Annotated in this window: 22 protein-coding genes; 8 read left to right on the forward strand and 14 right to left on the reverse strand. The window is 54.6% G+C overall.

All coding sequences use genetic code 11. The features are described 5' to 3' along the window. Positions 1 to 2: 2 nt before the first annotated feature. Both zwf and TH468_RS00185 read right to left on the reverse strand, forming a co-directional pair. Positions 3 to 1,508 carry a glucose-6-phosphate dehydrogenase gene (gene zwf / locus TH468_RS00180; RefSeq protein ID WP_062959214.1) on the reverse strand — a complete coding sequence of 502 codons (1,506 nt, stop codon included), beginning with the start codon at positions 1,506 to 1,508 and terminating at the stop codon, positions 3 to 5. A 151-nt stretch (positions 1,509 to 1,659) separates the two neighbouring features. Continuing rightward, the gene (locus TH468_RS00185; RefSeq protein WP_168177045.1) at positions 1,660 to 1,950 is read right to left on the reverse strand and encodes a TOBE domain-containing protein; all 291 of its coding nucleotides are present in this window, start codon (positions 1,948 to 1,950) and stop codon (positions 1,660 to 1,662) included. A gap of 593 nt (positions 1,951 to 2,543) precedes the next feature. Between TH468_RS00185 and TH468_RS21950 the strand changes: the two genes are divergently transcribed. Both TH468_RS21950 and TH468_RS00190 read left to right on the forward strand, forming a co-directional pair. Then, positions 2,544 to 2,675, forward strand: a complete 132-nt coding sequence (locus TH468_RS21950; RefSeq protein WP_255356831.1) for a hypothetical protein — start codon at positions 2,544 to 2,546, stop codon at positions 2,673 to 2,675. A 666-nt stretch (positions 2,676 to 3,341) separates the two neighbouring features. Beyond that, a complete protein-coding gene (locus tag TH468_RS00190; protein WP_085641722.1) occupies positions 3,342 to 4,631 on the forward strand; it encodes a polyhydroxyalkanoate depolymerase in 1,290 nt (429 codons plus the stop codon). A gap of 116 nt (positions 4,632 to 4,747) precedes the next feature. Here the strand turns inward: TH468_RS00190 and TH468_RS00195 are convergent, their stop codons facing one another. Further along, positions 4,748 to 5,128 (reverse strand): hypothetical protein, encoded by a 381-nt coding sequence (locus TH468_RS00195; RefSeq protein WP_037992407.1) that lies wholly within the window; start codon positions 5,126 to 5,128, stop codon positions 4,748 to 4,750. A gap of 143 nt (positions 5,129 to 5,271) precedes the next feature. On the opposite strand from TH468_RS00195, the gene TH468_RS00200 reads away from it, so the two are divergent. Continuing rightward, positions 5,272 to 6,012 (forward strand): SDR family NAD(P)-dependent oxidoreductase, encoded by a 741-nt coding sequence (locus TH468_RS00200; RefSeq protein WP_085641723.1) that lies wholly within the window; start codon positions 5,272 to 5,274, stop codon positions 6,010 to 6,012. Between the two features lie 13 nt (positions 6,013 to 6,025). Here the strand turns inward: TH468_RS00200 and TH468_RS00205 are convergent, their stop codons facing one another. From TH468_RS00205 to TH468_RS00215, 4 genes are all read right to left on the reverse strand, one after another. Then, positions 6,026 to 6,640, reverse strand: coding sequence for an NUDIX domain-containing protein (locus tag TH468_RS00205; RefSeq protein ID WP_085641724.1), 615 nt, complete (start codon positions 6,638 to 6,640; stop codon positions 6,026 to 6,028). Between the two features lie 13 nt (positions 6,641 to 6,653). Then, on the reverse strand, positions 6,654 to 7,439 hold the full coding sequence (locus TH468_RS00210) for an alpha/beta fold hydrolase (RefSeq protein WP_085641725.1): 786 nt from the start codon (positions 7,437 to 7,439) through the stop codon (positions 6,654 to 6,656). 167 nt (positions 7,440 to 7,606) lie between these two features. Continuing rightward, positions 7,607 to 7,765: an RSP_7527 family protein gene (locus tag TH468_RS21555; RefSeq protein ID WP_156484639.1), complete on the reverse strand. Its 159-nt coding sequence runs from the start codon at positions 7,763 to 7,765 to the stop codon at positions 7,607 to 7,609. Positions 7,766 to 8,289: 524 nt separating this feature from the next. Next, positions 8,290 to 9,804 carry an NAD-dependent succinate-semialdehyde dehydrogenase gene (locus TH468_RS00215; protein WP_246832169.1) on the reverse strand — a complete coding sequence of 505 codons (1,515 nt, stop codon included), beginning with the start codon at positions 9,802 to 9,804 and terminating at the stop codon, positions 8,290 to 8,292. Between the two features lie 216 nt (positions 9,805 to 10,020). Here TH468_RS00215 and TH468_RS00220 point away from each other — a divergent pair, with 216 nt between their 5' ends. Further along, positions 10,021 to 10,485, forward strand: coding sequence for a cytochrome c (locus tag TH468_RS00220; protein WP_085641726.1), 465 nt, complete (start codon positions 10,021 to 10,023; stop codon positions 10,483 to 10,485). 113 nt (positions 10,486 to 10,598) lie between these two features. Here the strand turns inward: TH468_RS00220 and TH468_RS00225 are convergent, their stop codons facing one another. Next, positions 10,599 to 11,300: a cytochrome b/b6 domain-containing protein gene (locus tag TH468_RS00225; RefSeq protein ID WP_085641727.1), complete on the reverse strand. Its 702-nt coding sequence runs from the start codon at positions 11,298 to 11,300 to the stop codon at positions 10,599 to 10,601. Positions 11,301 to 11,531: 231 nt separating this feature from the next. Between TH468_RS00225 and TH468_RS00230 the strand changes: the two genes are divergently transcribed. The 4 genes from TH468_RS00230 (at position 11,532) to TH468_RS00245 (ending at position 16,680) form a co-directional block, all read left to right on the forward strand. Further along, positions 11,532 to 12,800 (forward strand): imelysin family protein, encoded by a 1,269-nt coding sequence (locus tag TH468_RS00230; protein WP_085641728.1) that lies wholly within the window; start codon positions 11,532 to 11,534, stop codon positions 12,798 to 12,800. A 96-nt stretch (positions 12,801 to 12,896) separates the two neighbouring features. Then, positions 12,897 to 14,354, forward strand: coding sequence for a di-heme oxidoredictase family protein (locus tag TH468_RS00235; protein WP_085641729.1), 1,458 nt, complete (start codon positions 12,897 to 12,899; stop codon positions 14,352 to 14,354). Positions 14,355 to 14,390: 36 nt separating this feature from the next. Further along, entirely contained in the window at positions 14,391 to 15,521 is a 1,131-nt protein-coding gene (locus TH468_RS00240) for an imelysin family protein (RefSeq protein ID WP_085641730.1), read from the forward strand. A 19-nt stretch (positions 15,522 to 15,540) separates the two neighbouring features. Further along, a complete protein-coding gene (locus TH468_RS00245; protein ID WP_085641731.1) occupies positions 15,541 to 16,680 on the forward strand; it encodes a DUF1513 domain-containing protein in 1,140 nt (379 codons plus the stop codon). A gap of 407 nt (positions 16,681 to 17,087) precedes the next feature. Here TH468_RS00245 and TH468_RS00250 read toward each other — a convergent pair whose 3' ends face one another. Genes TH468_RS00250 through TH468_RS00275 form a run of 6 tightly spaced genes read right to left on the reverse strand, consistent with a single transcriptional unit; the run spans position 17,088 to position 21,269 of the window. Then, positions 17,088 to 17,846, reverse strand: a complete 759-nt coding sequence (locus tag TH468_RS00250) for an IclR family transcriptional regulator (protein WP_085641732.1) — start codon at positions 17,844 to 17,846, stop codon at positions 17,088 to 17,090. Positions 17,847 to 17,889: 43 nt separating this feature from the next. Further along, a complete protein-coding gene (locus tag TH468_RS00255) occupies positions 17,890 to 18,276 on the reverse strand; it encodes a RidA family protein (RefSeq protein ID WP_082824806.1) in 387 nt (128 codons plus the stop codon). A gap of 21 nt (positions 18,277 to 18,297) precedes the next feature. Beyond that, positions 18,298 to 19,062, reverse strand: a complete 765-nt coding sequence (locus tag TH468_RS00260; protein WP_085641733.1) for an amino acid ABC transporter ATP-binding protein — start codon at positions 19,060 to 19,062, stop codon at positions 18,298 to 18,300. Between the two features lie 10 nt (positions 19,063 to 19,072). Next, a complete protein-coding gene (locus tag TH468_RS00265) occupies positions 19,073 to 19,732 on the reverse strand; it encodes an amino acid ABC transporter permease (protein WP_062952590.1) in 660 nt (219 codons plus the stop codon). Positions 19,733 to 19,743: 11 nt separating this feature from the next. After that, positions 19,744 to 20,406, reverse strand: coding sequence for an amino acid ABC transporter permease (locus TH468_RS00270; RefSeq protein WP_007090812.1), 663 nt, complete (start codon positions 20,404 to 20,406; stop codon positions 19,744 to 19,746). Between the two features lie 26 nt (positions 20,407 to 20,432). Continuing rightward, complete coding sequence (locus TH468_RS00275) at positions 20,433 to 21,269, reverse strand: transporter substrate-binding domain-containing protein (protein WP_085641734.1); 837 nt, start codon at positions 21,267 to 21,269, stop codon at positions 20,433 to 20,435. Positions 21,270 to 21,431: the final 162 nt, after the last annotated feature.

A 21,431-nucleotide genomic window follows, 5' to 3' on the forward strand; every position in this document is an offset into this window, starting at 1 on the left:
CATCAGAACCCGGCTTCTTCGTTCCAGGTCCGGCCGTCACGCTCGATCAGCGCAATGGCCGCCGAAGGCCCCCACGTGCCCGAGGTATATCCCTTGGGCGTGATGTGATTGCTTTGCCATGCTTCCTGAATGGCATCGACCCACTGCCAGGCAATATCCTGCTCGTCACGGCGGACGAACAGCGTGTTATTGCCATCAATCGCATCGAGCAAAAGACGTTCATAAGCATCCGGGCTGCGCCCGCCGAATGCCTCGGCAAAGGACAGGTTAAGCGCCGTCGGACGCAGGCGCACAAGGCCCGGCCCCGGATTCTTGGTATTCAGAACCAGATGGATGCCGTCATCAGGCTGCAGGCGCAGAACAAGGCGGTTGGCCTGATAATTGGTCATGGATTTTGCCAGCGGGAAAATCTGGTGCGGCACATCGCGGAACTGGATGACAATTTCCGAATGACGTTTCGGCAAACGTTTACCCGTCCGCAGATAGAACGGCACACCAGCCCAGCGCCAGTTGTTCAGTTCAGCCCGAATGGCCACAAAGGTCTCGGTGGTGCTGTCGATATTGGCGCCTTCTTCTTCAAGATAGCCCGGGACTTCCTTGCCACCGACGGCACCATTGCGGTACTGGCCGCGCACGGTTGCGCTGTCGATATTGGAATCGTTGATCGGTTTCAGCGCCTTGAGCACCTTGACCTTTTCATCACGCACCGCGTCCTGATCGAGAACATGCGGGGCTTCCATCGCGACAAGGCAGAGAAGCTGCAACATATGGTTCTGAACCATGTCGCGCATCGCACCGGCATCGTCATAATAGGACCAGCGCCCTTCGACGCCAACTTCCTCGCCAACCGTGATCTGCACGTGATCAATATGCGCGCTGTTCCACAATGGCTCGAACATCGCATTGGCAAAGCGCAGGATCAGAAGGTTCTGCACCGTTTCCTTGCCAAGATAATGGTCGATACGGAATATCTGGTGTTCTTCGAAGACTTCACCGATCTGGCCGTTGATTTCACGGCAGCTTTCAAGATCGTGGCCCAGCGGCTTTTCAAGCACAACGCGCGAATTCGGCGTTACCAGACCGGCTTTCTTGAGGTTAAAGGCCATATCGGCAAACAGCGACGGGCTGGTCGAGAAATAATAGACACGGTCCCGATCCGGCTGATCGGCAAGTTTTTCATGCAGGATTTTGAAGCCGGTTTCATCCCCGGCGGATACCTGAACATAGGCGATGCGCGCGGCAAACTTTTTCCAGACCTTGGCGTCAAATTCGCCTTTGGGAATGTATTTTTTTCCGGCTTCTTCCAACTTGGTGCGGAATTCGTCATCGGAATGTTCGCTGCGCGAGGCGCCGAAAATGCGGGTGGAATCATCGAAACGCCCGGTACGTTCCATTTCGTAAAGCGCGGGGAAAAGTTTGCGTAACGCCAAATCTCCGGTCCCACCGAAAATCACGATATCAGCGATACGATGCTTCAGCCGTTGGCGCTGCGTCGTCGTTTGTGTCATCTTGCCCTAAGCCTTCCAAGCGAACTGCTTTGCTCTCACTCGTTTCCTCCCCGTCGTAAAGGTGGGATCCCGAGCCCGAAGGGCTCTGGCAAACGACCGGGCCACGGTATTTACCGTGTTGGCAGGCGCCGGGTTTTCGCCCCGTCACCGCCTATCCTGTTGCCAGCTGGGCTCTGAGCGGTTCGTTATCCACATCAAGGCGCCGTCTGGCTTGTCCGTTCTGATCGAACAGATAGTAATCTTCCACCCGGGCATGAATGCCAATGGATGATCCTGTTACAATTGCCGTGTCACCCGTGACACGGGCAACAAACAGTTCATCACCATCGGCCTGCACATAGACGAGCCCCGCCTCGCCCAGATGTTCAACCACTTCGACCGTACCTGACAGCAATGCCGTGTCCTGATCGGCAAGGCTGCAATGTTCCGGTCTGATGCCCACTGTTACACGATCTCCGGCGTCAAGACCACTGCCATCAACAGGCAGCGCCACCTCTTTACCGGAATCCAGTTTAACCGTAACAGTTTGTTGCGAAAGGACCATAACAACCAGGGGAATAAATCACCGATAGAACGCAGCATAAAACCCGCAATAAATTGATTTTACCGGGAAAAAGACCCTGTTGATAGCACTCTCCCAAACAGCCGGAGAATGCGTCATATCTTTCAGTTAATCGATCGCGCATATAAAGTGACAACGCCATCATGCAACATATAATCCCCGAGAAACTCAATTTTTCATGAAGTTCCTGCGTAAATCGCGCAGCAGTTTGAGGTTGCCATTCCGCGTTTGTACACCGTCTTGCGAAGACTCGCGCCAAAGCGTTGGTTTCTGCGGGTTTCATTCAACCTGATACCGGTCATGCACCGCCGATGTTCTCATTTTCCTTCGAAAGACAAGAACATCGAGACCATATAAATTTCATTGAAAATCAATAACTTAAATATTTTATCGGCTTTTGTTCTAATTTTGTTCTTGTGAGAACAAAACAGGATCAGTATGGTTTCTTCAGACAGATTGAGGAGGACACAGCCATGATGAAGTTGCTTGAAAATCCGAACCGCCTGAACGAGCTTTGCAGCACGGTTGCCGTGGTCGGAAGCACCGGATTTTTCCTGTTCGTTATCGGACTGGGAATGGCGCAAACCCTTCGCGGTCTGATCTGATCAAAGCTCATACCTTTTACGAGACCCGGATGGACTTCCCATCCAAGGTGACGACCGGCAGGCAACCCCGCACCCATACCCTGTCCCGTCTGTCGGTCGTCCCTCTTCCATCGGTCCGGGTCACGTAAATTGTAACCTGCATATTACTTTCGTTATTCCGCGCTACTTGACGCTGCTGTTTCCCCGACAGCAGCGTTTTTCTTTGATTGGTTCTTTCGGACCTCGAGTCCCGCAGATACTAGACTATTGTATATATCAAAACGGATTTCCCCCATCTTTCAGGGAAAAACTATTATTGCAACGCAACAACTTACGCTGCATTGCAAAATTTCACTCGACAGCACCCCTAATGTTGGTTTGAATCAAGGTGAAAAACGAAAGTTTGGAAATTCATCATACTTTTAGGCTATTGATTGAAACCTGAAGTATCGTAGGATTCTGATGAATTGCAGGATTTCTGTTTATCGTGATTTTGCGGTGCCTTAGCCCGCAATGATCTGATCCCCGGATGGTCACCCGCAAAAAAACGGCCGGACGCGGGTTCAGAACTTACGAAAATCAGAAGGCCTGCCCACCGGAAATCCTTTCGGAAAAATGCAGCCGGGGACCAACACGGTCGATGCACCCCACCACCGAACCTTTGCATCACCGGGGAGTGAGAGATTAATGCTGTACCATCTCTATGAACTGCAGCACGCCACCATCAGTCCATTGCGGATGGCGGCAGATGCCAGCAAGAAGTGGCTGCGCAATCCGGTCAACCCGCTTGCCTATACCCATCAGGGCCGTGCGGCGGCCGCCGCGTTTGATGTGTTCACCCACATCACGCACCGTTATGGCAAACCGGAATTCGGCCTTGATACCACGGTCATCAATGGTGAAACCGTCGCCGTGACCGAGGAAATAGTATATAGTGAACCGTTCTGCAATCTTTTGCATTTCAAACGCGAAACCGATCACCTTAAAAATCAGCCGGACGATCCGCGGCTTCTGATCGTTGCCCCGTTGTCAGGTCACTTTTCAACGCTTCTGCGCGGCACGGTCGAGGCATTGCTGCCCGATCATGATGTTTACATCACCGACTGGATCGATGCCCGCATGGTTCCGGTGCATCAGGGTCATTTCGATCTTGATAGCTATATCGACTATGTCATGCAGTTCCTGCGCAAGCTTGGCCCGAACACCCATCTGATGGCGGTCTGTCAGCCATCGGTTCCGGTGGTTGCGGCCGCATCGCTGATGGCCGCCGGGAACGAGCCCTGCCAGCCGGCATCGATGACCCTGATGGGCGGCCCGGTCGATACCCGTGAAAACCCCACCGAGGTCAACAACTTTGCCAAGCAGCACAGCCTCGATTGGTTTGAACGCCATGTCATTACGCATGTGCCATTGCCCCATGCCGGGGTGATGCGCCGCGTTTATCCGGGCTTCATGCAGCTTGCCGGTTTCATGAGCATGAACTGGGACAAGCACGTTTCCGCCCATCACGAGATGTTCACCCATCTTGTCGAGGGGGACGGCGAAAGTGCCGATGCCAAGCGCAATTTCTATCACGAATATCTGGCCGTCATGGATATGAGTGCCGAGTTCTATCTTCAGACGCTGAAAGCCGTGTTCCACGAACATCAGCTGCCCGAGGGCACCATGCGCTGGCAGGGGGTTCCGGTTGAACCATCGGCCATCACCAAGACCGCCCTTCTGACGGTCGAAGGCGAACGCGACGATATCACCGGCATGGGGCAGACACGCGCGGCCCACAAGCTTTGCACCAATCTGCCCGACAATATGCGCATGCATCACATCCAGAAGGGCGTTGGTCATTACGGCGTGTTTAATGGCCGTCGCTGGCGCGAACAGATCAGCCCACGGATCAAGGATTTCATCCGCCGCCACGATCAGCAGGGCAAGGGCCGCAAAAGCGCACCGGACATGACCCGGATCGAAGCCGCCGAATAACCTTTGTACAATTGCAACAGCCAAAAGCCGCCCCGGAAAGGACGGCTTTTGTTTTTTGGGAAAGCTCTTTGCGAATACAGTAACCTTCCCTCATCAAATCCTCAGATGATTTGACGTTAAAAGCGCGGCTGAATCCGGCCATTGACGATTTCACCGCCATAGGTACCATCACCATAGGCATATTGTTCAACCGGATGCAGTGTATCGACCAGATGCTGATAGACTGCAGACGCCGATGCTTCCCATGCACTGATCGATCCGATCACGACAGGATACGCCCCACCATCCAGCAATCCGATTGCCGTATCGATATCGTCATTGGTCACCGCGTTATTCCCATCGCGCAGAGGCAGATGCACACCGATGACCTCATTGTTCTTGATTGCCATGATCCCGATGCACGATGAAAAGCCGGTAAACATGATCTGAGCCGCTTTGCCCCATTCCCGTTCGGCGATGGCTTCGGTATCGGCGGCCTGGCTAAAAACATATGGCATTGGATTGTCCCTGATTTGCGAAAGATAAAGGATAACTGACGCATCTGAGACGAGTGTAATCCGCTACTGTGACAATCCATAAACCAACACGGTTCTGCCTCCGTAAAACAGACAGAATAAAAAACCAGATCGGGGATCAGATCATGTCGACACCACCCGCACCCAAACTGCAAAGCTTTGATGCTGCCAGCATCGCAATTGTAATTGGGGCAACCGGCGGCATCGGTCGGGCATTTGTGAGACATCTTCGCGATTGTGGCCGGTTTGATGGTGTGATCGAACTATCGCGCAGCACCGAACCCGCCATTGATTTTGCCGATCCCGGCAGCATCGAAAATGCCGCCGCCTTTGTTCGCGATCAGGCATCTGCCCAGAACCAATCCGTTCGCCTGATCATCGATGCCACCGGTTATCTGCATGACGAGGTATTTCAGCCGGAAAAATCATTGCGCCAGATCGATGCCGATTACATGGCGAAATCGTTTCTGATCAACGCCATTGGTCCGGCTTTGCTGATGAAGTATTTCACGCCGTTATTGCCGCGCGACGGCAAATCGGTCTTTGCCACCCTGTCGGCCAAGGTCGGCAGCATCGGCGATAACCGGATGGGCGGCTGGTACAGTTACCGGGCGGCAAAGGCCGCATTGAACCAGTTGGTCAAATGCACCGCCATCGAACTTGCACGCAGCAAACGCAATGCCATCTGCGTCGCCCTGCATCCTGGCACGGTTGATACCGGCCTTTCTGGCCCGTTTGCCAAATCGGGGCTCAATGTACAAAGCCCCGATCAGGCAACGGCCAATATGTTGATGGTGATTGACGGATTGCAACCATCACAAAGCGGCGGTTTCTTTGCCTATGATGGTAGCGAATTACCTTGGTAACGCTGCAAAAACATCAATCAAACAGGCCGTTTAACACGGCATGCTGCAACAGAATGACGGTTTTGGCATCCCTGATGCGGCCATCCGATATCATGGCCAATGCGTCTTTGAAAGGCACTTCAAGCACGTGGATATCCTCGCCCTCTTCATGCAAACCACCGCCCTCGCCCGCGCGATGATCGCTTGTGACTTCGGCCACGAACAGGTGCAAACGTTCGGTAACCGAACCCGGGCTCATGAACAGATCGAAGACCTTCTGCGGTTTGCCGATCCTGTAACCGGTTTCTTCTTCGACCTCGGCAATCACGGCGGATGCCGGATCGCGATCGTCAAGCAACCCTGCCGGAACTTCGATCAGCATGCCGTTTTCATTGCCATTCACAAAGGATGGCAGGCGAAATTGCCGTGTCAGGATCACGGTGCCAGCCGCGCGGTTATAAAGCAGGATGGCCGCCCCGTTGCCCCTGTCATAGGCTTCGCGTTGCTGGGACTGCCATTCGCCGTTGCTTCGGCGCAGATCAAAGCTGACGCGATACAGGTGATACCAGTTATCCGACAGGCATTCGATATTCTGAACGCGTATATCGTCGTTTTCCGGCAAGTTCCAACCTTTGGGAAGCTCGGTCATGTCAAAATATCCGTCAGCGGTTCAGAAAAGCAGACAGGGTCAACAATACCGCATCGGGTTTTTCGGCATGGACCCAGTGGCCTGCGCCCTTGATGCTGGTAAAGGCTGCCTTGGGAAACAGCGATTTGATGTGATCGCGATCCTTGGGATCGACATAATGCGAATTGGCACCGGATATGAACAGCACATCGCGATCAAAACTGCCCCCCACCGTTTCAGGCCAACCGGTAATGTCGGAAAGGTGGTTGGCCATGGCATCGATATTGACCTGCCATGACATTTTGCCGGTTTCCTTGTCGGTCGCGACATTCTGCGCCAGGAACTGACGCACACCCTTTTCCGAGACGCCACTGACAAGTGCGTCTTCGACTTCGGCGCGCCGCGATACCGCATCGAAATCCACAGACTTCATGGCACTGATATAGCCGGTATAGTCATGATCATAGATCACAGGCGCAATATCAACCACAACCAGATCGGCTACCAGATCCGCATCCTGTGACAGGGTCAGCACCATTGATGCCTTGCCTCCCATCGAATGTCCGATCAGGTGGACCGGGCCATTGGCAACATCCCGGATCAGCTCGGCGATGTCCGATGCCATCGCCGGATAGGTCATGTTCATGTCCCAGTCGGACCGGCCATGATTGCGAAGATCTGCGGTGACCACGTGATACTTTTCCGCCAGACGCCGCGCGATGGCGGTCCAGTTACGCGCCTGCCCGAACAGCCCGTGCAGGATCACAAGCGTGCCATTGTCACGGTTTTCTTCGCCAAAGGCATAATGGGCAAGTTTCATCAGGCACGCTCCGCAATCGGGTTATCTGGTTATTCCCTTTAATAGCGGGACCGGACGGTGGCGTGAAGCCCTGTGGTGGGAATGGGAATCAAAACACCCCCGCATGGGAGGAATGCGGGGGTGTTTCTTGGGTCATTCGACCCGGTATTCATCGCCAAGCGTTAAGCTTAGGCACCAGCCGGACGGCCACCCGGAAGGCGGTTACCGCCAAACAGGGAAGCAATTTTGCGGGCCAAAGTAACAACGGCTTTGCGGATCGCCTGAGCACGGAGTTTTTCGGCTTCGCGCTGCAGCGTGGTCAGATCGTAATCACCATAACGACGCATGGCTTTATCCTTTCCATAACAGGCGGAGCTATGTGCGCTCCGGTTTCGCGTTGATTTGTTCTGAAGCCGGTGTACGCCTGTTTATTCGATCCTACGAGACGAGTTTTTTCACCTCACCCATGCATTTGACGCATATCCAGACACAAGTCCGTCATAATCATTTCATGCGAAAGACGCATGATTGTCTCATGACAAATAAGCCATTCAACTTGAACGAAATTTTCCCCGACCTGTTTTACACAGTTCAAACACAATCCGAACAGGCCGGATCAATTAGACCTCTATCCTTTGCGTATAAAGGGATTGAGGCAGATCAAACAGGGCGTTTCTGATGCTTCAGACGGGGTCTTAAATGGCAATTTGCCGACAAAACGGCTTTAAATTGCAGACTCGATTCCGGGAACTGCACACCGTTCAATTTTGCATGGCTGATTAAGAAATCGCAGAACGGCAATAGTGGTGCGCAAAATTGCCGTTCTGCGATCTTAGAATTATTGCACGAAAGTCAGCGAATATTCGAGGGTTCAGCCCAGGGCATAATTCAGATATTTGGGTTCAAGATATTCTTCCAGCCCCCAATGACCACCTTCGCGGCCCTGCCCGCTTTCCTTCACGCCGCCAAACGGCGCACCTTCGTGGGACGTGGTGCCATCGTTGATACCAACCACCCCGGTTTCAAGCCCATCGGCGATCCGCTGGATACGGCCGATATCACGACTGAAAAGGTAAGACGACAGACCGGCACGTACCCGGTTGGAAAGTTCGATCACCTCGGCCTCGGTTCTGAAACGATAGATCGGCGCAACCGGGGCAAACAGTTCCTCGTTAAAGCAATCAGCATCAAGGGATACATCGGTCATCACCAGCGGCCGGATGAAATGGCCTTCTTCGGGGCGGTCAGCACCGTAATGCAGGGTCGCGCCACGTTTTTTCGCATCATCGATCAATCGTTCAACTTTTGCCACCGCCTGACGATTGATCAGCGGGCCAATATCCGTACCGGGAATGAAGCCGTTGCCGATGGTCTGCGCATGACTTGCGGCGATGAATTTTTCGACAAAGCTTTCATAAACCCCGTCCTGCACGAAAATGCGGTTGGCACAGACGCAGGTCTGGCCGCTGTTGCGGAATTTGGAAATCATGGCCCCGGCCACGGCGGCATCAATATCGGCATCATCCATCACGATGAAAGGCGCATTGCCGCCCAGTTCCAGCGACAGTTTCTTAACCGTCGGCGCACATTGCACCATCAGCCGTTTGCCGACCTCGGTCGAGCCGGTGAAGGACAGCATCCGCACACGCGGATCTCCTGTCAGGGCCTCGCCAATCGGCATGGGCTGGCCGGTCACGACGTTAAACACCCCCGCCGGGAAACCGGCCATTTCGGCAAGTTTGGCGGCGGCCAGGGCGGAAATCGGGGTATCTTCGGCCGGTTTGACAACAATTGTGCACCCCGCCGCCAGCGCCGGGGCACATTTGCGCACGACCATCGTCAACGGGAAGTTCCATGGCGTGATCGCCGCCACCACACCCACGGGATGCTTTTGCACCACTACGCGCCGGTCGCGCTGGGTCGCGGGCATGGTTTGGCCATAGGCGCGCTTGGCTTCCTCGGCATACCATTCGGCATAGGCAATGGCGCCGACGACTTCGCGCAATGCCTGATCATAAGGCTTACCCTGTTCAAGCGTGATAAGAGCGGCCAGATCATCCTGATACTGTTCCAAAAGATCGCGCCAGCGTTTGAGGTAGCCGGATCGTTCCTTTGCCAGCATGCGCGACCATGCCGGAAACGCCGCATCCGCCGCATCAATCGCGCGCCGTGCCTCGGATGTGCGCATGAAGGGCACATCCCCGATCACCTTGCCGGTTGCCGGATCATACACATCAATGGCTTCGCGCGAATCAGCACGTGCCCATTCGCCATTGATAAATGCCTTATCAAGGTTCCAGTCGGAGATCAGCCTGCGGGCGCGCGATCTGCCATTGGAAATGGCGGTTTGGCTGGCATCGGGGGCGGCGTTGGACACAGCGGACATTTGGGGGCGTTTCCTTGTGCACGTCATTTACAATAATTTATTCGGTGATCACGCGGTTGTGATTCCGAATTTCGGGGCGCAATTGGGAGACTAAGCGCAGCGGTAAGTCATAGGCAACAATGCTTGTGACCTTAATATAAGAAATAAAAGACCCGGGGTCGCTCGCAACACCCCGATCCGTCAGAGAGTTTCAGAGAGACAACCAACGAGAGAGCCATGAAGCATATTGTGACCGCCGGTTTGATGACCGCATCCCTTGCCCTTGGTCTGGGGGTATTTGGTACTGCACAGGCCGACGAGGCGATGGATAACGAAACCGTTCAAACCCGTCAGATGCTGATGGATGGCATCGGTGGTGCGATGGGGACACTTGGCTGCTACATGAAGGGCCAGTGCGAACTGCCTGATGGCGTGATCCGCAACCTTGCCAATGGCATTGCGTTTTCCGCCACTGCCGCCCCGGCCGCGTTCGAACAGAACACCGCAGACGCATCGGTAAAGACCACCGCGAAGCCAGACGTCTGGACCAATTGGGATGAATTTTCCGGTCGCTTCCCGGAACTGAAAACCGCAGCCCTGAACCTTGCCGCTGCCGCCGGGGATAAGGGAGCGATGGGGGCTGCCCTTGGCGAACTTGGCAAATCCTGCAAAGGCTGCCACGACGAATACCGTTCGAAGTAACAGATCGAAGATACCGGGCACGAGCAAGCTCGGACGTCCCCGAAAGGTCCTGTCATCCCCCCCTTGCTGCCTTCCCCCGGCAGCACGACAGGAAAAGCCTTTCGGGGATTTCTTTATCCGCGGGCCAGTGTGACCATTCCCCACACTGCCAGACCACAAACCACGAGAATCGCAATCCCGAGGACCGGGGAGGCAAACCGGATTTGCATGAAGCCGGTTACCATGCTTTCGGGGACTTTGCGTACACCCGTGATCATTGCACCGATCAGGTTTTCGCGCTTGATCATCAGATAGAAGATCGCTGCCAGAACATGCAGTGCTACCGCGGCGTAAATCAGATTGATATTGGTGTGGTGAATGAAATTCATCGTGCTGGCGACATCGGAGCTGACATAGGCAACCAGCGGACCGTCAAAGAACAGGAAGGTATCCTCGCTGGTGAAAAGGCCGCTTATCGCCTGGACTGCGACCAGTACGAGCAACACAACAACCATCCAGCCGCCCGCCGGGTTATGCCCCGGATAAGTCAGGTCGCGGGCCGAGCCGTTTGGAAGTTTGCGCATATAGCCGATCACCTTGCGCGGTCCGGCGACAAAACCGGCAAAGCGCGCGTTCGAACTGCCGACAAATCCCCAGATGATGCGAAAAAGTACGAGTGCGAGCACGCTGTATCCTGAAATCGCATGGATATCGATCATGACTTCCTGATTGGACCACCAGGATGTCACAATCGCGATCACCAGCGCCCAGTGAAACAGGCGCACGGGAAAATCCCAAAGCCGGACGGTTTTTTGCGGTTCAATCTGATCGCTCATACGCAGGTCCCCTTTTCTGCTTTTTGCGCGGGCAAATAATGCAAGATTGTGATGATGCCCCGATCCGGCCGAAAGTGCAGGTCAAATTCCGGTTATCACAGCAAAAAATGTGGAAAATCTGCTTGTTGAGATATTTGAAGTTTGCAAATCATTATCACAAGCAGTAACTATTATGCGGAAGCATGATGGGCTATGCCCTTGGCTCACCTTCAGGGACAGATGGGAACTCCTATGAAACTCGTTAAAATTCTGGGGATGGCTGCACTGGCATCCACCCTTGGCGCACAGGCCTATGCCGCGCCGGGCGCAAAAGACGTCCTGACCACCTATGCCGATATCGCACATGCCGGTTACGAAGACTCGGTTACCACCGCCAAGCAGCTTCAGTCTGCTGTCAACGCGCTGGTTTCTGATCCGTCGCAGGCAACTTTCGATGCAGCGAAATCCGCATGGCTGGCTTCACGTGTGCCCTATCAGCAGACCGAAGTTTACCGTTTCGGCAACGCGATTGTCGACGACTGGGAAGGCAAGGTTAACGCATGGCCGCTGGACGAAGGTCTGATCGACTATGTCGAAACCGATCTTTACGGCGAAGAAAACGAAGAAAACCCGGCTTATACTGCCAATGTGGTTGCCAATCCGAGCCTTAGCATTTCTGGTGAAACCCTTGATGCGTCGACCATCGATGGCGCGCTGATCGAAAGCCTGCATGAAATTGACGACGTTGAAAGCAACGTTGCCACCGGCTACCACGCCATTGAATTCCTTCTGTGGGGCCAGGACCTGAACGGAACCGAAGCCGGTGCCGGTGCTCGCGCCTGGACCGATTATGCTGCGGGTGATGCCTGCACCAATGGCAATTGCGACCGTCGTGGCACTTATCTTAAAGCCGCAACCGATCTTCTGGTTTCCGATCTGGAATGGATGACCGCACAGTGGGCCGATGGTGGCGAAGCACGCTCAACCGTCCTTGAAGGTGATGGCGTTCCGGGCCTGACCGCGATTGTGACCGGCATGGGTTCGCTTTCTTATGGTGAACTGGCAGGCGAGCGCACCAAGCTTGGCCTGTTGCTGCATGATCCGGAAGAAGAGCATGACTGCTTCTCGGACAATACCCACAATTCGCACTACTATGACGCGCTGGGTATCCAGAACGTTTATCTTGGCCGCTATAACCGTGTTGACGGTTCGGTCGTCGAAGGCCCATCGCTTTCGGACATGGTTGCCGCCGAGGATGAAGGCCTTGATACCGAACTGCGCGCCAAACTGGCGGCATCGGTTCTGGCCGGTAAAGCCATGGTCAGCCGCGCACAGGCGGGCGAGCATTTCGACCAGCTGATCGCGATGGACAATGAAGACGGCAATGCCGTTGTTCAGACCTTTGTCGATGCGCTTGTCGATCAGACCAAATCGATCGAACAGATCGTTGCCGCGATTGGCGTTGACGGGATCGAGTTCGAAGGTTCGGACAGCCTTGACAATCCGACCTCGATCAATTGATCAGATACGATCCGCATTCGGGGTCATGCCCCAAATGAGTCCGACGGCGGGGGAATTTTTCTCCCGCCGTTTCGCTTTTACGATTAGAAGAATTCCATGCAGCTTCCCGCCATGCACCTTTCCCGTTTCATGATTGCGACCGCCCTTGTCTTCGGGGCAATGACTCCGGCATTTGCCGACGAAACGTTGCCCGCCGATGCCCTGCCGGGCGGGGCGACGACATGGCAGAAGAAAACCGGGCGAATGGCATTCACCCATCATTCGGCAAATATGACCTTTGAAAAGCGGCTTGCTTTCAAGCTTGGCGAGGCCCTTTTTCAAAGGCTTTGGGTAACCGCCCCGACGCGCACCAAGGCAGCAGACGGTTTGGGGCCGCTATTTAATTCGCGCGCCTGCAACGGGTGCCATATCCGCAATGGCCGCGGCCATCCGGTCGATGAAAACGATCCATCAGCCGGGGCAACATCCATGTTGCTGCGCCTGTCGATCCCGCCGCAAAATGATACGGATCGGGAATTGCTGGCAACGGGGCGTCTATCGACCCTGCCCGATCCGGTTTATGGCGGACAGTTTCAGGATTTTTCGATCCCGTCCGTCCCGGCCGAGGGCAAGGTTACAGTCCGTTATGATACCCAGACCATCGAGCTTGCCGATGGCGCCATGGTCGAATTGCGTCATCCAACCTATGGCATGGCTGATCTGGCCTATGGGCCATTGCATGATGATGTAATGATTTCACCGCGCATTGCCCCGCCAATGATCGGGCTGGGATTGCTGGAAGCCATTCCAGATGAGGTCCTGCTTGCCAACGCCGATCCGAAGGATCGCGACGGGAACGGCATATCGGGCCGGGTCAACCGGGTTTGGGATATTGCAAAGGACGAGCTCGCCATCGGGCGGTTTGGCTGGAAGGCCGGAATGCCAACCCTTGATCAGCAGAACCAGAATGCATTCCAGTTCGATATCGGCCTTTCAACCCCGCTTTATCCGAACGGATATGGCGACTGCACCGAAGCCCAGAGCCTTTGTCGCGGTGCGCCGGATGGCAACGATCCCGAGTTCGATAATCTTGAGGCCCATGACCAGATTACCGATCTTGTGCTTTATTACGCGCGCAACATCGCTCCCCCGATGCGACAAAACGCATCCGATCCGGATGTCATGGCCGGGCGCGAGATTTTCAATTCAATCGGATGCGCATCCTGCCACACGCCAAGCTATCAATTGCCAGAACGTGCCGATATGACGGAACAATCCGGGCAGATGATCTGGCCTTATACCGATTTGCTTTTGCATGACATGGGTGACGGGCTTGCCGATCATCGGCCCGAAGCCGAGGCGAGCGGTACGGAATGGCGCACACCACCCCTTTGGGGATTGGGCCGCGCACAGGAAGTAGATTCACGTGCCGGTTACTTGCATGACGGGCGTGCGCGCAGCATTCTGGAAGCGGTTCTGTGGCACGGGGGCGAGGCAAAACCCGCGCGCGACGCCGTCACATTCTTGCCATCATCGGATCGCAGCAAGTTGATCGCGTTTTTGAATTCTTTATAAGCGTTATTTTATAAGCCTTACTGTTCGGGGGATATCATGCCTTTCCTGTGTCGCACTCGCAAAGCCGCCCTTTTGGGGGCAACTGCCTTGCTGACAGTGGGCTTGGCACCGCCCGGTGCACGTGCCGATATCCCCGATGAAAATTACCGTCCGGTTCTTGAACATCTTCTGGGCGTGGTCATGCCGCCCAAGCTTGATGCGCTGCATGACGCGACCGCAAACCTGTCCGACGAAATCGATGATTTCTGTGCCGAGCCCGATCAGGATGGCCTTGACGAGGTGCGCGAGGATTTCCACGCGGCCATGGATGTGTGGCAGGAAGTGCAGCCGTGGCGCATGGGGCCGATGGTGGCCAATGGTCGCGATCAGCATATCGAATACTGGCCTGACAAACATGGTACGGCGACAAGGCAGTTTCGCAAGCTGATGTTTGACAAGCCCGCGATCTATACCGACCGGGAAAAAATAGCCGAAACCAGTGCTGCGTTGCAGGGGTTCCCGGCGCTTGAGCAGGTCCTGTTTGACGACAAGCTGTCACCCAAGCTTCTGGATGATGACGAGGATGGCGTGTTCCTGTGCGGTTATGGCGGGGCCATTGGCGCCAATCTGGAACGCATGACCGGTGAACTGGTTGACGAATGGCCAGCTTTTGCCCAGGGCATGATGGAAGCCGGCCCGGACAGCATGGATTACCCGGATGCCAAATTTGCCGCGACCGACCTTTATCGTGCGCTTCACGAAGGACTTCTGATCATTGTCAGTCAGAAACTTGGCCGTCCGCTTGGCGACGGACCAAAGGACGGCAAAGCCAGCCGGGCCGAAAGCCCGACATCCAAACGGTCCCTGCGCAATATCACCCATAACCTGACCGGGCTGTTTGCGATTTATGACGGCAAGTGGGGTGATACCGGCGAAGAAGGCAAAGGCCTGTCAGCTCTGATCGACAGCAGCCTTCTGGATCGGTCCTTCCGGCTGAACTGGCAAACCATGGCGGATGCGCTTGATAAACTGCCGCCATCGATTGTCGAGCTTTTGGATCAGCCAGACGGTTATCAGAAACTCGCCGACTTTGCCGGGCAGGTCAGTTTCGTCAATACGCTGGTCGAAGGCGATGTTGGCGGCACGACACAGTTGGGCGGCGGGTTTAACGCGCTTGACGGTGACTAGGCATACAAGAGGTCAGAAAATGAAACATCAACGACGCGAGTTTTTGAAACTCATGGGTGTTGGCGGGGCCTTTACCCTGTTGCCGATCAGCATTGCGCGTGGCGCCGCACCAACATCTATTGAAGACCGGGCGCATTATATTTCCGCCAGTGCCGGGGATCATGATGATTTTTATGTCAGCGCGTTCAACGCCAATGGCAAGATCCTGTTTGAACAGGCCCTGCCCGGCCGGGGTCATGACCTTGGCCTGCGCCCGAACCATGTCGATGTGGCCGCAGTTGAACGCAGGCCGGGTCTTTATGGCCTGATCCTTGATCGCCATAGCGGGGAGGTCCGCGCCAAGCTGCATTGCCCGAAAGACCGGCGGTTTTACGGGCACGCGGTTTATTCCGATGACGGGCGGTTTCTGTATATCACTGAGAATGATTTCGACCATGCCCGCGGGGTTGTTTCTGTCTGGGATGCCGAAGACGGATATCGCCGCATTGCCGAATTTGACAGCTTTGGCACCGGACCGCATGAATTGCACCTGATGCCCGACGGCGAAAGCCTTGTCATCGCCAATGGTGGCTTGCACACCCACCCGGACTTTGATGGCCGGACGGCCCTTAATATCGACAGTATGGAACCGAACCTGTCGATCATTGATCGCCATACCGGAAAACTGATCCACCAGGCGGCACTTAAAGCCGACTGGCATCAATTATCCATCCGCCATCTTGATGTCGCCCCCAACGGGACAATTGCAGCGGGCTTCCAGTATCAGGGGGAACTGACCGATCAGGTACCGCTGGTTGGGCTATGGCAGCCAGGTAGCGAAATCCGCCCGATCGAAGCCCCGGATAATGTCCAGCTGCGCATGCGGCAATATTGCGGATCGGTGCGCTTTGACGCATCGGGACAGGTATTTGGCATTTCCTGCCCACGCGGCGGGTTGATCACATTCTGGGATGTCAAAACATCGGACTTCCTGACCCATATCGCCGCCCCGGATGGCTGCGGCCTTGCCGCGACAGATGTTGCAGGCCAGTTCGTTGGTACCAGCGGCCTTGGCAATGGGTGGCGCATGGATGCGATTCGCCGAAACCGCGTCGAATTACCCGACGATTCGCTTAAATCGCTTCATTGGGACAATCATCTGCGGCGTATTTCCATCTAAATACCGTCGTTTAATCCAACCCGGAAGGCCGCACAATTCGTGCGGTCTTTTTGGCATTTTCGACCTGAAATCCGCAGAAAACCGCGACATTAACCAACCATTTTAGTCGGGATAGAAACACCACTAAACTCTCAACCAAAAATTTTATGCAAATGCGAACGATTTTCACTTGCGCAGTCATTTTTCCTGACCTATAACGGGTCTCGACACAGCCCGCGAATGCAACCCATTCGCACTTGTCCCCAAAAGGCTTGTCTCTCACCTGCGGGTCTCTCTCCCCGCAGGCCTCTCAAGGTGGAACAGCGGTGGTTATCGATGCGGGAAACGATAACCGCCGCTTTCTCTTTTCAGCACAAAGAAACCGGCATTGCTCCACGCACAGATATTGCGCGCGGACGGATAAGACATCAGACGTTATGGGATAGTTTGTCACCGGCGGATTTTAGCGCATCGCGATATTGCGCATAGTTTTTGCGGGCATCATCCTTGGGTGCGACAATACATACCGTTGCAACACACACGCCGTTCTGATCGTGGATCGGGGCGGCGAAGCAATGTGTGAAGGTGTCAACGATGCTGTCGAAGGAAAAGAACCCGTCTTTTGCTGCCTGCCGGATTTCGGCGATATAGGCATCAAAATCGGTATGGCTGCCATCGGGCAGGACAAAATCGTCTGCCGGAATCAGATCGCGGATTTCATCATCGGAAAAATGGCCCAGCAACAGCCGCCCCGATGCCGTCCATGGGATCGGAGTGCGTTCCCCGACATTGGCGCTGATGCGGAATGGACGGCTACCTTCGCGTTGCAGGGCGACGGTATATTTGTTGCCGTCCAGCATGCAGAACTGCGATGTTTCCTTGGTGGTGGCGGTGATTTCATCCAGCACCACACCGGCTTCGCGGGTCAGATCGAAATATTCGCGATAGGCCAGCCCAAGGAAATAGACACGACGCCCAAGGAACACCGATCCGTTGGCATTGGTGACCTCGAGCATGCCATGTTCCAGCAGAACGCTGATCAGATCATAGATCGTAGAGGTCGGCGCGCCGAGCGCCTGGGCGATCTCGGCAGGCCGTTGCGAGACTTTGACAGAGCGCAAATGATCAAGAATATCAAACGCCCGATCAATGCCGCGCGCCCGTTTCCGTATTTGCCCTTCTTTCATAAGTCCCCTCTTCGCTAGCGATCAGTTCTTTGGATAGAGGTTCTTATGCCTTGCGAAAGGCAATGCAGTCGACCTCGACCTTGCAATCCACCACCATTGAAGACTGAACGCAAGCGCGCGCAGGCGGATGATCGCCGAAATATTCCTGAAAGACGCCGTTGAAGCTCCAGAAATCACGGGCATCATCAAGCCAGACGCCAATGCGCATGATATCGCTTGCGCTATATCCGGCATCCTCGACGATTTTCAGCATGTTTTCGATAGCGATACGGGACTGCTCGACAATCCCGTTTCCAACGACTTCGCCATCACGCATCGGCGTTTGTCCGGACACGTAAAGCCATCCATCGGCTTCCGTAGCCTTTGCAAAAGGCAGTGCCTTCTGACCGTTTCCTTTTGCTTCACCGACACCGTGTCTTTTGATGGTCATCCAATATCTCCTGGTCTTCAATCACATTTCAGAATTTGCAAGAAAGCCCCGCAACCGGTCTGTTTCCGGTGCGCCGAAAATCTGTTCGGGGGGACCTTCTTCGTGGATACGGCCGTGATGCATAAACACGACCTTGCTTGAAACATCGCGGGCAAAGCGCATTTCATGGGTGACAAGCAGCATGGTCATTCCGTCGTCGGCAAGATCGCGGACAACGGCCAGAACTTCCTTGACCAGTTCCGGATCAAGGGCGGATGTCACTTCGTCAAACAGCATGATGCGCGGGTTCATCGCAATCGCGCGGGCAATCGCGACACGCTGCTGCTGTCCACCTGACAACTGACCGGGGAAATGATCACGTCGTTCAATCATGCCAACCCGTTCAAGCCATTTTTCGGCAATGGCATAGGCTTCGTCCTTTGCCATTTTCTTGGTCTTGGTCAAACCCAGCATGACATTGCGAATGGCGGTCATATGCGGAAACAGGTTGAACTGCTGAAACGCCATGCCGGTCATGGCGCGTTGACGCGCAATATGACGTTCGGAAAGGCGGCGGCGTTCGCTACCTTCGTGTCTGTAGCCGATGGCTTCGCCGTCGAGTTCGATGGAACCGCGTTCGAAATCTTCAAGCAGGTTCACACAGCGCAACAGGGTTGTCTTGCCCGAACCCGATGATCCGATCAGCGAGACGACATCACCCTTTTGCATGGTCATATCGATGCCCTTGAGGACTTCGAGATCACCAAAACTTTTGTGAAGATCGGTAATTGTCAGAATGGGGGACATGGCTGCCTCATTATGGGATCGAGATGCGGCGTTCGACAGCACGGCCGGCCTGTTCGATCAGGAAGTTCAGAATGAAATAGACGAAACCAACGAAGAGATAGAATTCGAGGCTGAGATAGGTCCGCGAAATGACCTGCTGGGTTGCCAACAGCAATTCAACCACACCAATGATCGACAGCAGTGTCGATGCCTTGACGATTTCGGTCGCGGTATTGACCCAGGTCGGCAGTATCTGGCGCAGGGCCTGGGGCAGCAGGACATAGGCAAAGGTTTGCCCGAAAGTCAGCCCGATTGACTTGGCAGCTTCGGTTTGACCGGCCGGGATTGCCTTTAACGCACCACGAACAATTTCCCCGACATGGGACGAACAGAACATCGTCAGCGCAAGCACACCAGCCTGAAACGCACTAAGATCCAGCCCGACAACCGAAAGAATATAAAAACAGGCAAGGATCAGAACGAAAACCGGCGTACCGCGCAGGAAGTCGATATAAAGGCGCACCCCAAACCGGGTCGGCTTATTGCCATATGTCATCGCCAGACCAACGAAAACGCCCAGGAACGTTCCAAGCAGCACGGATGCGACGGAAATCAGAACCGTATCGCCAAGCCCGGCCAGCAGGTTCATCCGGGCATTCCACAATTCGGTCAGGAAAAGAGAAAAATTCATGTGAAAGCCTTTCAGCGCGGAACCGCAAGACGTTGTTCAAGCTGGCGCAGGAACCACGCGATGACATAGCAGGCCACCACGTAAATCAGTGACGCAACCATCCATGTTTCAATCACACGGAAACTTTCGACATTGATCTTGCGCGCATAAAACGTCAGTTCGGGAACCGCGATGGCGGCCGCAAGCGACGTGTCCTTGAACAGCGAAATGAAGTTGTTCGAAAGCGACGGCAACACATTGCGCAACATCACCGGAATGATGATGTGGATTTTGATTTTCAGTTCCGTCAGACCGATGGCAAGCCCGGCTTCGCGCAGGCCCTTTGGCAATGCCACAAGGCCCGAACGGAAAACTTCCGCCAGATAGGCACCGGCATAAATCGACAGCGTGAAAATGAAGGACGGTATTTTATCAAGCGCAATGCCAAGCTGAGGCAATGCGAAATAGCAAAACAGGATCAGGACAAGGATCGGAGTATTGCGGATCGCAGAGACATAAGCCACTGCGATCCAGCGTAAAACCCGATGACGGGACAGCATCCCGAAAGCCGCCAGAAGCCCTATCCCGCAACCGATTGCAATCGAAACAAGGGCAAGGAACAAGCCAAGGCCAAGCCCTTGCGCCAGCAGCTCCCAATTGCGCCAGATGACGCTGAAATTGAAATCGTAGTTCAAAACGGTTCTTCCCGGATGCTGCTAGGTTATTTGTATTCGACGGGGAAGCCGATCTGCGGCACCGACAGTTCCGTGCCGAACCAGGTTTTGAAGCTGTCGGCGTAGAACGGGAATTCAACACCGGTCATGCCTTCGTGCAGAACCGTGTTTACAAAGTTCAGCCAACGCTGATCGCCCGGCTTCACGCCACAGGAATAGCTTTGCGGGTTCCAGCCATATCCGGCGTCATGGTAACGGCCCGGGTTTTTGACCATGAACCAGCGCAATGCCGACTGATCAGTTGCGGCGGCATCGGCACGCCCGGAATTAAGCGCCTGATACATCAGATCGACACTGTCATACTGATCAACTTCTGCCTCTGGCAGGGCAGCGTGAACCATTTCTTCGGCGTAGACGTTCTGAAGAACGGCAACGGTAACATCCGATCCGGCAGCTTTGAGCGCCTCGTAATCGGCGTACTCGCCACCTTCCATCTGCAACAGACCAACGCCTTCACGGTAATAGGGGATCGTGAATTCGATCTGCTGGGCGCGTTCGGCGGTAACCGTCATGAACTGGCAGGCCAGATCGACCTTGTCGGTCACAAGGTTCGGGATGCGGGCATCGCCGGATTGCTGGACATATTCGATTTTATCGGGATCGCCAAACAGGGCCTTGGCGACAAGGCGGCCCATATCAACGTCAAAGCCCTTAAGCTTGTTATCCGAGTCAATGAAGTGCCATGGCGGGTTGGTCGAGCCGGTCCCCAAAATCAGGTAACCGCGGTCAAGGACCTGCTGGAGCTTGCTGGCTTCCTGTGCAATGGCCGATCCGGCAGTTGCGGTCATAAGCGCCGCGACTGCGATTGTTTTTAAGAAGGTCATGTTTGTCTCCACTGATGAAAAGAGCCAACCGTTTTTGATGAGTCCCGGTTAATTCCGTTATACCGGAATTAATATCGTTGTTACGGATTTAACTTGAAACCAAAATCTAGCCATGTCAATTCTCTTTTGCGAAACCCGCAGTTTTCCTTGGCTTTCGAAATG

The organism is Thalassospira sp. MCCC 1A03138 (assembly GCF_002115785.1).
Taxonomy (GTDB): Bacteria; Pseudomonadota; Alphaproteobacteria; order Rhodospirillales; family Thalassospiraceae; genus Thalassospira.